Source organism: Candidatus Defluviilinea proxima, from assembly GCA_016721115.1.
Taxonomy (GTDB): domain Bacteria; phylum Chloroflexota; class Anaerolineae; order Anaerolineales; family Villigracilaceae; genus Defluviilinea; species Defluviilinea proxima.
The window spans coordinates 1,032,716-1,046,123 of the sequence record JADKIW010000001.1 but is presented as its reverse complement, the minus strand read 5'-3'; the positions used below and the strand labels follow the sequence as shown (position 1 = coordinate 1,046,123).

Annotated in this window: 14 protein-coding genes; 7 read left to right on the top strand and 7 right to left on the bottom strand. The window is 45.1% G+C overall.

Features of this window, described 5'->3' with window-relative positions; genetic code table 11:
- The first annotated feature begins 40 nt into the window (after positions 1-40).
- From IPP66_04930 to IPP66_04920, 3 genes are all read left to right on the top strand, one after another.
- Entirely contained in the window at positions 41-874 is an 834-nt protein-coding gene (locus tag IPP66_04930; GenBank protein ID MBK9924619.1) for a hypothetical protein, read from the top strand.
- A 245-nt stretch (positions 875-1,119) separates the two neighbouring features.
- Positions 1,120-2,742, top strand: a complete 1,623-nt coding sequence (locus tag IPP66_04925) for an AAA family ATPase (GenBank protein MBK9924618.1) — start codon at positions 1,120-1,122, stop codon at positions 2,740-2,742.
- 90 nt (positions 2,743-2,832) lie between these two features.
- The gene (locus IPP66_04920) at positions 2,833-3,750 is read left to right on the top strand and encodes a hypothetical protein (protein ID MBK9924617.1); all 918 of its coding nucleotides are present in this window, start codon (positions 2,833-2,835) and stop codon (positions 3,748-3,750) included.
- Between the two features lie 71 nt (positions 3,751-3,821).
- Here IPP66_04920 and IPP66_04915 read toward each other — a convergent pair whose 3' ends face one another.
- Entirely contained in the window at positions 3,822-4,046 is a 225-nt protein-coding gene (locus IPP66_04915; protein MBK9924616.1) for a hypothetical protein, read from the bottom strand.
- Positions 4,047-4,151: 105 nt separating this feature from the next.
- Here IPP66_04915 and IPP66_04910 point away from each other — a divergent pair, with 105 nt between their 5' ends.
- On the top strand, positions 4,152-4,979 hold the full coding sequence (locus IPP66_04910; GenBank protein ID MBK9924615.1) for a DsbA family protein: 828 nt from the start codon (positions 4,152-4,154) through the stop codon (positions 4,977-4,979).
- Positions 4,980-4,998: 19 nt separating this feature from the next.
- The gene (locus IPP66_04905; GenBank protein ID MBK9924614.1) at positions 4,999-5,667 is read left to right on the top strand and encodes a deoxynucleoside kinase; all 669 of its coding nucleotides are present in this window, start codon (positions 4,999-5,001) and stop codon (positions 5,665-5,667) included.
- Positions 5,668-5,843: 176 nt separating this feature from the next.
- On the opposite strand, the gene IPP66_04900 is transcribed toward IPP66_04905, so the two are convergent.
- The 6 genes from IPP66_04900 to IPP66_04875 all read right to left on the bottom strand — a co-directional run bounded on the left by IPP66_04900 (position 5,844) and on the right by IPP66_04875 (position 12,628).
- Positions 5,844-6,149, bottom strand: a complete 306-nt coding sequence (locus IPP66_04900) for a hypothetical protein (protein MBK9924613.1) — start codon at positions 6,147-6,149, stop codon at positions 5,844-5,846.
- A 184-nt stretch (positions 6,150-6,333) separates the two neighbouring features.
- Positions 6,334-6,651 (bottom strand): hypothetical protein, encoded by a 318-nt coding sequence (locus IPP66_04895; protein MBK9924612.1) that lies wholly within the window; start codon positions 6,649-6,651, stop codon positions 6,334-6,336.
- A 356-nt stretch (positions 6,652-7,007) separates the two neighbouring features.
- A complete protein-coding gene (locus IPP66_04890) occupies positions 7,008-7,361 on the bottom strand; it encodes a hypothetical protein (GenBank protein ID MBK9924611.1) in 354 nt (117 codons plus the stop codon).
- A 61-nt stretch (positions 7,362-7,422) separates the two neighbouring features.
- Positions 7,423-11,055 carry a lamin tail domain-containing protein gene (locus IPP66_04885; GenBank protein MBK9924610.1) on the bottom strand — a complete coding sequence of 1,211 codons (3,633 nt, stop codon included), beginning with the start codon at positions 11,053-11,055 and terminating at the stop codon, positions 7,423-7,425.
- A gap of 118 nt (positions 11,056-11,173) precedes the next feature.
- A complete protein-coding gene (locus IPP66_04880; protein MBK9924609.1) occupies positions 11,174-11,434 on the bottom strand; it encodes a stage V sporulation protein S in 261 nt (86 codons plus the stop codon).
- Positions 11,435-11,974: 540 nt separating this feature from the next.
- A complete protein-coding gene (locus tag IPP66_04875) occupies positions 11,975-12,628 on the bottom strand; it encodes a YdcF family protein (protein MBK9924608.1) in 654 nt (217 codons plus the stop codon).
- A gap of 228 nt (positions 12,629-12,856) precedes the next feature.
- Here IPP66_04875 and IPP66_04870 point away from each other — a divergent pair, with 228 nt between their 5' ends.
- Together IPP66_04870 and IPP66_04865 are read left to right on the top strand one after the other, a co-directional pair.
- A complete protein-coding gene (locus tag IPP66_04870; protein ID MBK9924607.1) occupies positions 12,857-13,009 on the top strand; it encodes a Flp family type IVb pilin in 153 nt (50 codons plus the stop codon).
- Between the two features lie 220 nt (positions 13,010-13,229).
- Positions 13,230-13,382, top strand: coding sequence for a Flp family type IVb pilin (locus IPP66_04865; GenBank protein MBK9924606.1), 153 nt, complete (start codon positions 13,230-13,232; stop codon positions 13,380-13,382).
- Positions 13,383-13,408 lie beyond the last annotated feature (26 nt).

The following is a 13,408-nucleotide window of genomic DNA, read 5'->3' as shown; positions in this document are numbered from 1 at the left end:
TATAATTGAAAGGAAGAAGTAAAAAGTGTAGGAGTGGAATATGCCAAACTCAATAGAACAGCGAATTTATCGGTTGCCACTTTTTGTTCGAATCATTATGGGGGTCGGGGTCATTTTTTTTGGGTTCGCATCTGTTGCGTCTTATGCTGATAAAGAAGAAATAGTGTCTTTCTCATGTTTTATCCCATTTGCTTTAGTATGTTTGATAGGGTTTGTATGGAGCCTTTATACTATCAAAGTGAATGACACAGAAATTGCAGTGACTTCGTTTTTTCATACTAATCATTTGCATTGGCATGAGGTTTCTAATATTCGATTTAAAGATTCAGGGTTTGTTTTAATAAACCATGATGGGGATATAAAGTTGTCTATAAATTCTCAGGTTGTAGATTTTTTAGAAATCGTTGATGTACTAAGAAGCAAGACAGAAACGCTTTGGAAAAATAAAACAATGACTGATTTTCATACAAGTCTGTACTCCTTGATGGTCTTTGCGGGGATGGGTTTGTTTGGAGTATTAATATTATATATATCTATGACTAGTTTTATAGCTGGCAACGATGATGTAACAACCAATATTGCACTATTACTAATAGGATTGTTATGCCTAGGGATTGCTGTCATTCCACCTTTGAAAAGTTCTTTTGAGCAGGATTTTTTAGTAATAACCCATTTAGCTTGGAAAAGACGGATTCATATAAGTGAGATAGATGGATTTTTTCTTGAGCAAAAAATGATTAAAAATGCTTTTTATTATCCTGTTTATGTAAGGCTTAAAAACGGAAAGGCACTTGTTTTTAATAATTTACGGGAAGGAACTTTTATTTTTGAAACAACGTTCCAACACTGGTATGAAAAATACAAATCCACCTAGTTTTGAGCAATAAATTCTACAATCACTTTCCAATGCGGGGACAGCCGATTTCCCGTATAATAGACATGCAACCAAAAATTCCAGAACAGGAGGTAAACTCCCGATGGTGAACCACATCTAAATCCCCGTAAGCCGTGGACGTGACGACCCGCACGGCGCAAGTATCCCCGCTTCGTCTTTCTAATTTACCAATATTCTCTGTCACGCTATGGAACCAGAAACGTGGCACTGACGTATATAACCCTATGAGTAAAAAACTACAAATAACTGACGACCTCGACGCGTTGCTCGATGTCCTTCCGCTTGATATTCGCCGTGCGGTGGAAAAAGCAGATAACAGCGACAACCTGCTCGAGATCATATTAGATCTGGGACGCATCCCCACTGTCCGTTTTGTGGATGGCGAGGTCAATTTGCGCGACACCGAGATCACACGTGCCGAGCTCGATTACGTTGATGAGCGCACCGGTGATTTCGACGCAGATAACCGTGCAGGCATCGAACGCACACTACACCGCATCTCCGCCATCCGTAATCGACGCGGCGCAGTGGTTGGCCTCACGCTTCGCGTTGGTCGCGCCGTCTATGGCACGGTGGACATCATGCAGGATATGATCGAGTCAGGCAAATCGGTCCTCATTCTCGGTCGCCCTGGTGTGGGCAAGACCACGCTCCTGCGTGAAGCCGCGCGCATTCTTGCCGAAAGCAAACGCGTGGTCATTGTGGATACGTCCAACGAAATCGGCGGTGACGGCGATGTGCCGCATCCCGCCGTGGGCAAGGCACGCAGAATGCAAGTCAAAGTGCCGACCCTGCAACATGAAGTCATGATCGAAGCCGTTGAGAATCACAACCCCGAAGTCATCGTCATTGACGAGATCGGGCGTGAACTCGAAGCCCTTGCCGCGCGTACCATCGCAGAACGCGGCGTGCAGCTCATCGGCACGGCGCACGGTCAGACACTCGATAATCTTTTGCTCAACCCAACGCTCAGTGATCTTGTCGGTGGCATCGAAGCGGTCACATTGTCGGATGAGGAAGCCCGTCGACGCGGCACCCAGAAAACAGTCCTCGAAAGACGCGCGCCTCCAACGTTCGATGTCCTCATCGAAATTCAAACCCGCGATCGTTTCACAGTCCATCTCGATATCATGGCGTCTGTGGATGCGCTCCTGCGCGGCTATCCGTTATCTCCCGAAGTGCGGACGCGCGATGAAAAGGGCAAGATCAAGGTTGAGAAAGCGGAAGCAGTTGACAAGTCCCGCATGGATGCGAAGGAAACGAAAACGCCCCGCCGTGGACGCGTAACGCCGCTCGATCAGACTCAGGGTCGGTCTGTTCCAGCATCCGAAGAGCCTTATCAAACACCCAGAGCCGTTCCGTCATCAACGGGCGCGGCATTGCAACCCGTGAAAGTCTATCCGTACGGTGTGGCACGCAACAGACTGCAACAAGCCGCAAAGAGACTTGGCTTACCAGCCGTCATCGTGCGCGATGTAAGTGAGGCCGATGCATTGGTGACATTGCGAACGTATTACCGCAACCGCCAACAGACAGTGATCGAAGCCGAACAACGCGGCATGCCAATCTATGTATTGCGCGCGAACACCGTGGCGCAAGTGGAGCAATTCCTTGGCGACCTGTATAACTTGAGCGCCATGCAACCCATCCGCGACAACATGGACGACATCCGCAACGAAACACAACAAGCGATAGCCGCAGTCCTCAACGGCGAACGCTGGGTGGACCTGCCCCCGGGCCCGTCACTCGTGCGAAGGCTCCAACACGAAATGGCGCGAGGCGCTGAGTTGGTCAGTCACTCGTATGGGAAAGAGCCGCGCAGGCATGTGAGGATATTTAGGGAATAAAATAATGTACAAACGAATAGGCAGGTACACACGAGATAAAGTTCTTTTGTGTACCTGCTTATTTGATAGTTCTAAAAAGGAGAGGATAGAATGCAAGAAGAACTCAACAATCGTAAAGTATCATTCAAAGGTGTAGTATTACTTTTAGGCTCCGTTCTCGGCGCGGGAATTGTAATTGGCGGACTAGCTTCGCTGATTTCGAGATTTATTTATCTAATTCTTTTATTCCCTATTTTCATGGGGTTCGCATCAGGGATTGTCATTAAGTCTGTAGTTGTATCTCAAAAAATCCGCTCAAAATTCGTTGTTGTTATTGCTGGTCTAATTGCCGCCGTAATTGTTTATGGAAGCATGCATTATTTTGATTACATTCACTTTCGCAGTACTCTGGCAAAAGAGATACAAACAGAGGCAATTGCTGAGTATGGTGAGCCTGCTCCCAAAGACAAAGTACAGGCATTCATTGACTATCTGTTGACTGAAGAAACTGGTTTGTCTGGCTTTGTTGGTTTCATTCTTTTGGAAGCTAAGAACGGTGTTTCAATTTCTCATGTAGGTGTTGGCAGTAGTGGCTCAGACCTAAACCTTGGTGCGTTTACCTGGGTGTACTGGTTGGTTGAAATGGGCATTATTGCTTATGGAAGTATCGAATCTGCTTATAAAGCGACACAAGATCTTTTCTGCGAGAACTGCGGCACGTGGGTTGCACAGGGAGATCATATCGGTGGCATACAATTTGAATCTGTTAATCAGGCCGTGGAGTTTATTAAGAGCAGGGATTTTATTGGGTTATTGGGGGTACTTAAAAACAACACCGTTATTCCGTCGATCGAATTTTATACACGCACATGCAAAACCTGTAGCACATTTCCTTTTTATCTAACAGGCTTTGCGATCTCGGCTGGAAATAAGGGCCAGACTCAGAGCAAGTTATTCACTGCACAAATATTAAATTCTTCAGAACGTTTTGCTCTAACATCTGAAATGAAGATGCCAAAAGCACAATAACACAAGCAAAAACGAAAAGGGACAGGTTAAGACCTGTCCCTTTTCGTTTGTTATATGCACTTTGACTGTGGCTAGAATATCCCTTTCAGCAGCAACAGCAAACCCACGATCGCCAACGGGATGCCGATGATGGCCCCGATAACCGTCAGGCTGACGAGTACGCCCACAAGCATCAGGACGATACCAAGGATCATCGCAACGAGGCGGCCCGTCATTTCGACGATCACAGCGAGGAGTTTCCAGATCGCCGCGAAGGGCCAGAGATACCAGGGGATATGCTTTTCATGTGTTGTCATTTCGACCTCCAAATTAATTTTTATGCTTTGTAAGTAACTGTCACCTATAAATACGCTTATCGAATGTTAAAGTAGCAAAACTCTGCCACATGTTATAATGCCGGCATGCCCACAAAATCAACAAAAAATTTAATGGATGAAGAACCTCTTATCGAAGAGCCTTTGATTACGCCGGAATATGCTGAAGAACCTGTGATCACAGAATCAGCACCAGCTGAAATGTTCTCTTTCAAGGTCAGTCATTTTTACGCGATCATTACCGTTTTCGCTTTTGCCGCAGGCGTGATCCTTGGTTATGTAGTTTGGGGATTCGATGCTTCAGGGAAAGAAATCCCTGTTGTGGCCGCGCAGGCTGGAGGTCCAGTAGTGGAGGCGCCTGTCACACAACAGCCGCAATTCACACGCTATAAAGTCGCATCCGAAGGCTTCCCATCCATCGGACCCGCCGATGCTCCCATCACCATCATTGAATTCAGTGATTACCAATGTCCGTTTTGCAGACGCTGGCATCAGGAAGTTTATCAACCTCTGCTGAACGCGTATCCGGGCAAGATCAAATTTGTCTATCGCAACCTGCCGCTTACGTCCATTCACCCTGATGCACAACCTGCCGCAGAAGCCGCCTTGTGTGCCGGTGAACAGGATGCCTATTGGCAGTTCCACGAAAAGTTATTCAGCAGTGATGCGTTGAGCAAGGAAGTCTATCTGCAATATGCACAGGAACTTAGTCTGGATACAACTTCATTCGAAGCGTGCATTACAGACCACAAATATGCATCCGATATTCAATCAGATAGTGATTTTGCTCTCAACCTCGGTGTAAGCTCAACACCCACATTCTTTATCAATGGGCTTGCGGTCGTGGGCGCTCAACCACTCGATATTTTCAAGCAGATCATCGATAAGGAACTGGCGGGTGAAATTCCGCAGTAAACACATCTTGGAGGGTCGCATGAAAAAATTCATTGCGGTAGCAGGAAACATCGGCGTCGGAAAATCCACACTGGTGGAAATGCTGTGTGTGCGGTTAGGGTGGGAACCATTCTACGAGCCAGTCACTGAGAATCCCTACCTTGTAGATTTCTATAAGGATATGGGGGCATGGGCCTTCCACTCGCAAGTATTCTTCCTCACACACCGTCTACGTTCACATTACAAATTGGGACAACACCCCAGCTCTGTTGTGCAAGATCGAAGCGTGTATGAAGATGCCGAGATCTTTGCTCACAACCTCTTCCTGCAAGGACACATCAATCAGCGGGATTATCAAACCTATCGTGAACTCTACGAAACGACATCACGCCTCCTTCCGCCCCCGGATCTGGTCGTTTATCTACGGGCCTCTGTCCCCACTTTGCAAAATCGCATCTCCAACCGCGGACGCGGCTACGAGCAGACCATCTCAGCCGAATACCTGCAGGGGCTAAACACCCTCTACGAACAATGGATCGAGAACTTCACGCTTTGCCCCGTCCTCGCCGTCCCTGCCGATGACTTGGACTACGTCTCACACTCTGGGCACTTGAAATTGATCCTCGAAAAAGTACAGGATAAGTTGACTGGTAAAGAAGAAGTGGTCTTCGAGCCAGAAGAAGTAGCCCGCGCCGCCGCAGATGATTGAGAGTTAAAAAAGAGCCTGTCACTTTGAAGTGACAGGCTCTTTTTGTTACAAACAATACTCTGCCTTACCTGGACGGTTAATGGGTCAAGTCCTATTCAAGTACGTTTTCAAATGTTATCTCTAACAGTATAAATTTCTAGCGTCCGCTACACACTTTACTGAGTGGCTACCTGTCTTTACATAGGCTTTTCATCGATTGTGGATAGTAATTCATAAAGTCTGATCATTCTTATTTTTGACGTGGTATCTATATATAACATTCCAAATCCAAACAAAAAGAAGAGATCCATTGCCATCAAAAAAGTATCTCTCATAAATGCTCCTACCATAGCGAGAATGAAATAAAGAATCAATAATAGTGATTGAATTGCCTGTCTCTTAAAGAGTTCGTTTAGATACTCAACGTGTTTGTTTTGATTTTTCACTTTTGCCCAGAATTCCTCATCATCACCAAACAGCCGATTTAGCATCTTCAAATTCATAATACCCATATTAATCCTTATCAAAACAATTTGTTCTTTTAGTTTCTTGTATTTGCAACGAGTCGCCCAACCAAATGTTCAGCCGCCATTTTATCGCCTAATGGATTACAGGCAGTATGAGATAAAAACAACTTTGTATACATATATTTCAACATCAGTTCTTCCCAACGTTTTTGGAAAGCGATTAATTAGAAAATATTTTTAATCCTTGTTCAAATCGCATCACATTCTCGGCATTCTTTCCCCAATCGAAAATGGTCGTCCACAAAGACGATTGACTCTTAACATTGACCTGACAACCATTTTCTATGACTATTACCCTTACACTGATTTCCTCCCCCCAAGATCTAAATGTCAAGCCCATCTTACCTTTTATTATTCCTTGTTCGCCATTTACCTGAGATATGGTAGATCCCATCATCCACAATACTTTCTGCGTCAATTGAAGGGTTTGATCTAGAGGCATTCTAATTATGTATAAATCTTCATAATTTACTGTCATTATTTCAATTCCTTTTTATCTTCAGGTTTTCAAATTTCTATTTGTGGTATACGGCGACCCAACGGCTAGCGTTACTTACGGGTGGGTGGGCACAGGTAAAGCTTTGTACGAAGATATTTTACGATAAAAATACCCCTAGCTAAAAAGCTAAAGGCAATTTTTTTGGTCAAAAGCTTCTCAACCTAGACTCGAACCAGGAACCTAGCGGTTAACGGGTCAAGTCCTATTCGAATACATTTTTCAGTATCCTTTCTAAAAATCTGTGTTACCCGCGCTGGGCTGGTGTGGACTCTGCTTGAAAGCAAGATAAATTCGAAGCCAAATACCGAAGATTGATTTACTTGTTCCCTTAGTAGTCAGCGGAAAAATAATGAACCAAAACCGAAAAATAATGTTAGTCCTGAAATAACAATTCCAGCAATAGCGGTATTTCGTTGTTCAGATTTTACTCCGATAATTCCGAGTGTAATACCAACAAGACAAAAGATAACGGGAACAGTTAAGCCAATTAGCAGAATCGGTGTCATGATTGCTAGAGGCTCGAATCTTTCTTCATTATATAATGCAGCCAAAAATGCTGTCATCAGCCCCCCAAAAGCTACTAATGGAGATAATAGCCCAACAATGAAGGCAGTCTTTGCAGAACTTGACGCGCTTAATTTGATTCGCAATCGTGAGAATCTTGCTTTGAACAATTCTTTTGGTCTCATTTAAGTTACAGCTTGCTCTCGACAGTTCTTGTTTATGTAAATCACAAAGACATTCAACAGTTTAATCCGCGTACACATCCCACTTGCTATTCACATTCAATAGGGATTTTTCGCCGTACCAACCGAACTTATCCCAATAATATCGGCTCCAGATGTTATTGCCAAAGGGGGAGCACTCCGCAAGGACAAACTCTTGCGGGAGTGTATCCGCAATGGGGCATAACGGATTATCTTCATCGTTCTGTGTGGGAGGCCTGAGCACTGTGCCGCTTAACGAATTTTGCAATCCAGGTGTGGGGTAACAGTTCGTATTCCAATCATCCGCACCGCCGTTATCCGGCAAGCGGCAATACGATTGATCGGGGAAATCTACGACAGAGTAATTGTAAGCATCCACCAACTGCCCATTTGACTTAAGCAAACGGACTCCGTCACCGCCATCGCCAAGGAGTAATCCTGTCTCTTTGCCGTAGAAGACTACCCGTTCGCCGGGTTTCAATGTGACAGATGGAAGGCTGTAAAGTGGCGACCCAACATTAGCTTCATCATCTAGCCTGTAGTTGCTCAAATTCACATCGATCACACCGTGATTGAGCAATTCAATGTATTCGTCACCGGTGTTGACCACACCATCGTTGTTCCAATCATGTCCGGGACGTGGAACAAACTCGTTGATCGCAAGGAGAGGTGGAGGCGGGGGAGGTGCTAATGTAGCAGTCTTAGTGGGTGCACGCGTCCCTGTAGGGATAGGTGAAGGTGTAGCTGTGACAGAAGCCGCCCAGTTAGCATATCCTGGCGTACCATACACCAATTTTATACCGTCACGAGCGTGTGTTGTAGGCGTTCCCGCAAAGGTATACCAATTGGCATCTATATCGAGTGTAGTCCCTGCATGGCGCTCCATTGTGGCATATATGGTGGATGTTGTTTTGCCAGCAGGCCATGCTCCACCGTTTGAATTGGCAGTATCGATCAGAACACCTGCACTATTTCTCAATTCCAAAGACTTGCCACCATCGCTGAATGAGGCGGTGATAGTCTTATTGATGGTCACGTCTGTAAAAGTACCTGCCTTGGCCAATATAAAATATGCCCCCGGATTAATGGTGTGATTCGGGTCAGTAGACAAAAAGGTAATGTCGATTGCGCCATCGGTCGACTCAAGCGTCCAATTGCTCAGATCAACAACTGTTGAACCGCCGTTATAAAGCTCAACCCACTCATCACCAGAAGTAGAGGACGATGTCCCCATCCAAGCTACCTCGCTAATAATGATACCCAGTGTAGGGGTCGTTGTTGGCGTCCGTGTTGGAGTCCGCGTGGGTGTTGGGAGTACAGCTGTAGAAGTGACCGAGTTGTCAGTGCTTGTGCTAGCAAGATTATTGTTTCCAGCAAGATCTGTCACTTTGTTCACGCCAATAGCTGGGATTAAAGTTCCTTTAGTGCCCAGATTAGTTGCAGAAAGCGTGAACATTCTATGATCGCCTGAATCAGTAATCACCCAAGTGATACCTGTTGCTGTTCCGGCTTGGGTAATATCCGCCACTGCAAAGGTACTAGTATTGATAGGTTCGGAAAATACCACTGTGAAGTTGATCGGTAAGACACTGGTTGGGTCGGCTTGCGCAACTGCCTGATTTACAGTAACACTGGGGCGAGTAGTTTCATAAACAACTGTATTATCTGTGCTTGTACTCGCAGTGTTATTATTTCCTACCAAGTCCGTGACGCGATTTGCCGCAATGGAAGGCTGTATCGTTCCTGTTATTGCTGCAGTAGCAGAAACGGTGAAAGTTCTGTTATCACCTGAATTCGTAATACTCCATGAGACCCCGGTTGCAGTTCCATTTTGTGTGATATCAGATGACGTGAATATACTGGAGCTGATGGGCTCGGAAAATACGACGGTAAAGTTAACAGGAAAAGATGCGGTAGGGTCTGCTTGTCCACTTGCTTGGTTGATAGTAACGGTAGGGGCAGTTGTATCTCCAAAAGTAACGGAACCATCTGTAACAGTCGTGCTATTTACAGCGTTAAGATTACCTGCCAAATCTGAAACTCGGTTTGCCACAATCCGGGGAATGACCGTTCCGTTTGGAGAGATCGATGTGGCTGATATGGTGAAGTTTCGATGATTACCTGAATCAACTATACCCCAAGTTGCAAAAGTCGCAGTTCCAGATAACGAAATATCGGCAGCAGTAAAAGTGCTAACATCAATGTCTTCAGAAAACACAACATCAAAATTGATCGGCGTAACCGATGTTGGGTCCATTTGACTTGATGATTGATCAATTGTCACTGTTGGAGGTGTATTGTCTAATGTGTAGGTCTCATCTATGGTCGGCTCCCCGTTGGGAAGGGGAATAAGAACAGCATCGGTTATGTTTTGGCCTGCATTCAAATTCAGGCCAACGGTTCCGTTTAAATTATTTAGATTGCCTCCAGAAACCGTCACATCATATATTCCACTGCTAATCAATGTTACAGAGACTGGTGGAGTTGCTGTTGTTCCCGTCACAATAAAATCACCTGTGTCTACGCCAATTACAGCCTCATTGAAAGTAACGCGAAAAACAAGGCTGTCTGCCCTTGTAGGCAAAGAACTGGCAGGCTGGCGAGCAAAAGACAGTATGCTTGGAGCAACACCATTTCCATTATCAATCCTAATGTCTTTATTGGCGCCAAGAGAACATGGTGTTGTTAGAGATGGACATGTTACAGTTGGGGTGGGAAGAGTTAAACTAGCATCACCGGCCGCACCAGTAATAGTACTGCCATTTAGAGAAAGTGAGTTCGTTGCAACATAATCTAAATCCCCAGAAGTATCTCCTGATGCTACTAAGTAATTAAAAGTTAGCGTAGAAGTTCCACTTCCACCCGCATAAGTCGCTCTTGTATCTGTTGATCCAGTTTCAAGGGCAAGTGTCGGTGAACCATTCGTCAGATCTACTGTTACAGCATTGCTAAATGTTACAGCTATCGTAATATTGGCTCCTGCTGTATATGTCCATGGAGAAGCACTTGTCGAGTCAACATTTATTACCCGAAGGCAGGGTACAGGAAGTGTAGCTGAATTGTGAGGATTTGTTGGGTTAGCTGAAAACTCAACGCTGTTGTTATCTATATCCCTGCATGCATCAACTCGCATATCAGCTGTAGTACTGCTTGGTGCAGGAGCATTTGTTGTTTCACTACAATCAGCAGTACCATATCCAACAAAATCAATAACGCTCCCTGCAAACGGACAACCGTTCCCTGTTAAGGCCGTTGTTGAGCTTACTAATGCCACCTTGCCATCTGTGGAACTTAAATTTAACGAACCACTAAGGTCAGGTGTAGGTAAAGTGCTACCATTCGCCCCGCCAGCCAGTTGAACAAGGTAATATTGACCTGGTGCAATCGATCCGCTAAGGTTTGTTGTAGCCCATGATGTACTCGTTGCTGATGCATACTGAATTGACCAACCTGAAAGAGAGACTGTAGTAGCACCAAGATTGAACAATTCCACATAATCGTTCGTATAAGTCGCACCTGAGTTTCCCCCACCGCCATAAACTTGACTAATAACAATATTCGAAGACGCCGCCTTTACAGGTACAGAATTATCCACAACCCCGACCAGCCCAGTCAACAGGCAGGTTAAGAGAAAAAGAAAGAATAAAGAGCGGGAAAAGGGCTGGCGAAGGCGCATAATAGGTTTCAGAGAAGGCATGGTATCAGAACGCTGAGGCAGATGTCCCTGCGCAAGAAGCGAGAGAAGTTCTTACATTATAGCCCCCCGATGGTGGAATGTCCAAAGTACAGACGAACTATCGTGGCTCGATCACCATCTTGATCGCCGTCCGAACCTTATCATCAATCGTCACATCTGCGAATTCGGGTACACACACTACATCCAACCCATCATTCTTCAGATATCCGATTGCCAGCACCAGAGCCTTCACCGCCTGATTAACCGCTCCGGCACCAATCGCCTGCACTTCCGCGCGTTTATTTTCACGGAAGACACCCGCAATTGCCCCAGCAACAGCAGAAGTACGGGAGTTAGCAGAAACTTTAATCATCTCCATGGGGAACCTCCCAACAATGAAAAAGGGGCTGTACTTAAAAGCATTGTACAAGATTTACCCTTTATATTCAAGCAACTTAATATAGAGTATATGGATTCGTAATAGTAGTAGGGGGTGTGGATAGTGTGGACAAACCCGTACAAACCGAAGATATGGGGGCCCTAACCACGCATCACTCTGGATGTAGGCTTGATTCAACAAACCAGCCTTTCCTCACCTGTGGAAGGATTCTGGATAATCTACTCACAACCTATCCACATGTTGGGTGGTGTTTTAGCAAATTCTATATTTTGACTGGAGCTACCGGCCTCCCCCATATATGGGGGTGCATTACAGTTTCATAACGGGCACTTTTCCCCACTTGTCCACAAGGAGAGGCACTTATCCACAAATAACCGGCACTTATCCACAAATTGGTTGTCTGAACAAACAAGCATGAAAGGTATCCCCCCCCAAATATGGGCATGAATCTAGTACCGGAAGGGGATATTTTGGGGTCTACAAAGCGTGAAAGAGGGTACTGTGGATAAATTTTACGGGTCAATCTGTAAAAATCGGCTCTGCTTGTCCCAAAACTGGGAGCGGTTTATCTACATAAACATCCATAAAGGCAGTAAATGTGGCTAGTTGCTCACGAATATTCCAAATGAGGAGGGAACTTTTTCGATACGTCAAATTATTTGCCTCCACCCCAACAGCTTTTATTCCCAGAGAATTACAAAGAAATAAAGCCCGTGCTAGGTGGAATTTTTGCGTTACTAAAATGGTGTTTTGTACCCCAAAAATAGCTTTTGCTCTATAACAAGTATCATAGGTACGCCTACCGGCGTAATCCAAGACAATCGCCTCATTCGGAACCCCGAGCGAGATGGCATATTGACGCATCGATTCTGGCTCGTTATATTCCACAACCCTATTGTCGCCGCTCATTAAGAGTTTTTCAACTTTTCCGCTGAAATACAAGGCGGCCCCTGTCTCCACCCGGTCACGTAGTACAGCAGTTGGGGTTCCGTCATAGCGCAACCCTGCCCCAAAGACGATCGCAACACGCTCTGATGGCGCACTATCGGCTGTGTAAATCTTATTCCATGCGTATAGCGTAGTGATTAGGCGTGGCAGGAGTAATCCCAGCAGGCCGACGGCTCCTGCAAAAAGAATTACCCGCCAGAGAAATTTTAATATCCGTTTTAACATGCGACCATTTTAATGGATATGGGGTTATTGGGTGGGTATTTATAATAAACCGCTAAGAGAAACCTGTAACGTATTTTGGCTATTGCTGTCTAGTACCTAACGTAAATTTCTTACAAGAATGTAAAATTTACCATTTTGTTAATGCTTGAAAAAAAATAGGAACAGACTAGAATGATTAGTAAGCTGAGGACGGTCCTCAGAATATTTTATTTTGAAAGGATTTCTACTATGTTATTTGCTCCGAAAGAAAAAGGCCAGGGACTTGTCGAGTACGCGATTATCCTCGCACTCGTGTCCATTGTTGTGATTGCTGTCATGCGTTTGCTGGGCCCGAAAGTCGGCAACACCTTCAGTTCCATCAACAACTCTCTAACGTTGTAATCTGCTTCTAACAGCAAAAAGCCCCATCGAAAGATGGGGCTTTTTGCTTATTTTCTGGATAAATGATAAAAAAGCAACACTTTACATACTTCTCAGCCTAACAAGGATGTAAGCGGAATTCGCTTTTTGGGGCTTGAAATATCCGGAGGGATGGATAAAATATAAACAGTTCTGAGGAACGGTCCTCAGGAAAACTTTTTATTTGAAAGGAATTACCATTATGTTATTCGCTCCCAAGGAAAAAGGTCAAGGCCTCGTCGAGTACGCGATCATTCTCGCTCTCGTCGCCATCGTTGTTATCGCTGTCATGCGCTTGCTCGGACCCAAGATCGGCAACACTTTCAGCTCCATCAACAACTCCCTGACCGTGTAATTCGCTCAAAAGAGCACAAAAAAGCC

What these genes read in the sequence shown, in the direction of transcription:
- IPP66_04930 (MBK9924619.1), top strand. Translation starts at nt 41, where the DNA reads ATGCCAAACTCAATAGAACAGCGAATTTATCGGTTGCCACTTTTTGTT.
- IPP66_04925 (MBK9924618.1), top strand. Translation starts at nt 1,120, where the DNA reads ATGAGTAAAAAACTACAAATAACTGACGACCTCGACGCGTTGCTCGAT.
- IPP66_04920 (MBK9924617.1), top strand. Translation starts at nt 2,833, where the DNA reads ATGCAAGAAGAACTCAACAATCGTAAAGTATCATTCAAAGGTGTAGTA.
- IPP66_04915 (MBK9924616.1), bottom strand. Translation starts at nt 4,046, where the DNA reads ATGACAACACATGAAAAGCATATCCCCTGGTATCTCTGGCCCTTCGCG.
- IPP66_04910 (MBK9924615.1), top strand. Translation starts at nt 4,152, where the DNA reads ATGCCCACAAAATCAACAAAAAATTTAATGGATGAAGAACCTCTTATC.
- IPP66_04905 (MBK9924614.1), top strand. Translation starts at nt 4,999, where the DNA reads ATGAAAAAATTCATTGCGGTAGCAGGAAACATCGGCGTCGGAAAATCC.
- IPP66_04900 (MBK9924613.1), bottom strand. Translation starts at nt 6,149, where the DNA reads ATGAATTTGAAGATGCTAAATCGGCTGTTTGGTGATGATGAGGAATTC.
- IPP66_04895 (MBK9924612.1), bottom strand. Translation starts at nt 6,651, where the DNA reads ATGACAGTAAATTATGAAGATTTATACATAATTAGAATGCCTCTAGAT.
- IPP66_04890 (MBK9924611.1), bottom strand. Translation starts at nt 7,361, where the DNA reads ATGAGACCAAAAGAATTGTTCAAAGCAAGATTCTCACGATTGCGAATC.
- IPP66_04885 (MBK9924610.1), bottom strand. Translation starts at nt 11,055, where the DNA reads ATGCGCCTTCGCCAGCCCTTTTCCCGCTCTTTATTCTTTCTTTTTCTC.
- IPP66_04880 (MBK9924609.1), bottom strand. Translation starts at nt 11,434, where the DNA reads ATGGAGATGATTAAAGTTTCTGCTAACTCCCGTACTTCTGCTGTTGCT.
- IPP66_04875 (MBK9924608.1), bottom strand. Translation starts at nt 12,628, where the DNA reads ATGTTAAAACGGATATTAAAATTTCTCTGGCGGGTAATTCTTTTTGCA.
- IPP66_04870 (MBK9924607.1), top strand. Translation starts at nt 12,857, where the DNA reads ATGTTATTTGCTCCGAAAGAAAAAGGCCAGGGACTTGTCGAGTACGCG.
- IPP66_04865 (MBK9924606.1), top strand. Translation starts at nt 13,230, where the DNA reads ATGTTATTCGCTCCCAAGGAAAAAGGTCAAGGCCTCGTCGAGTACGCG.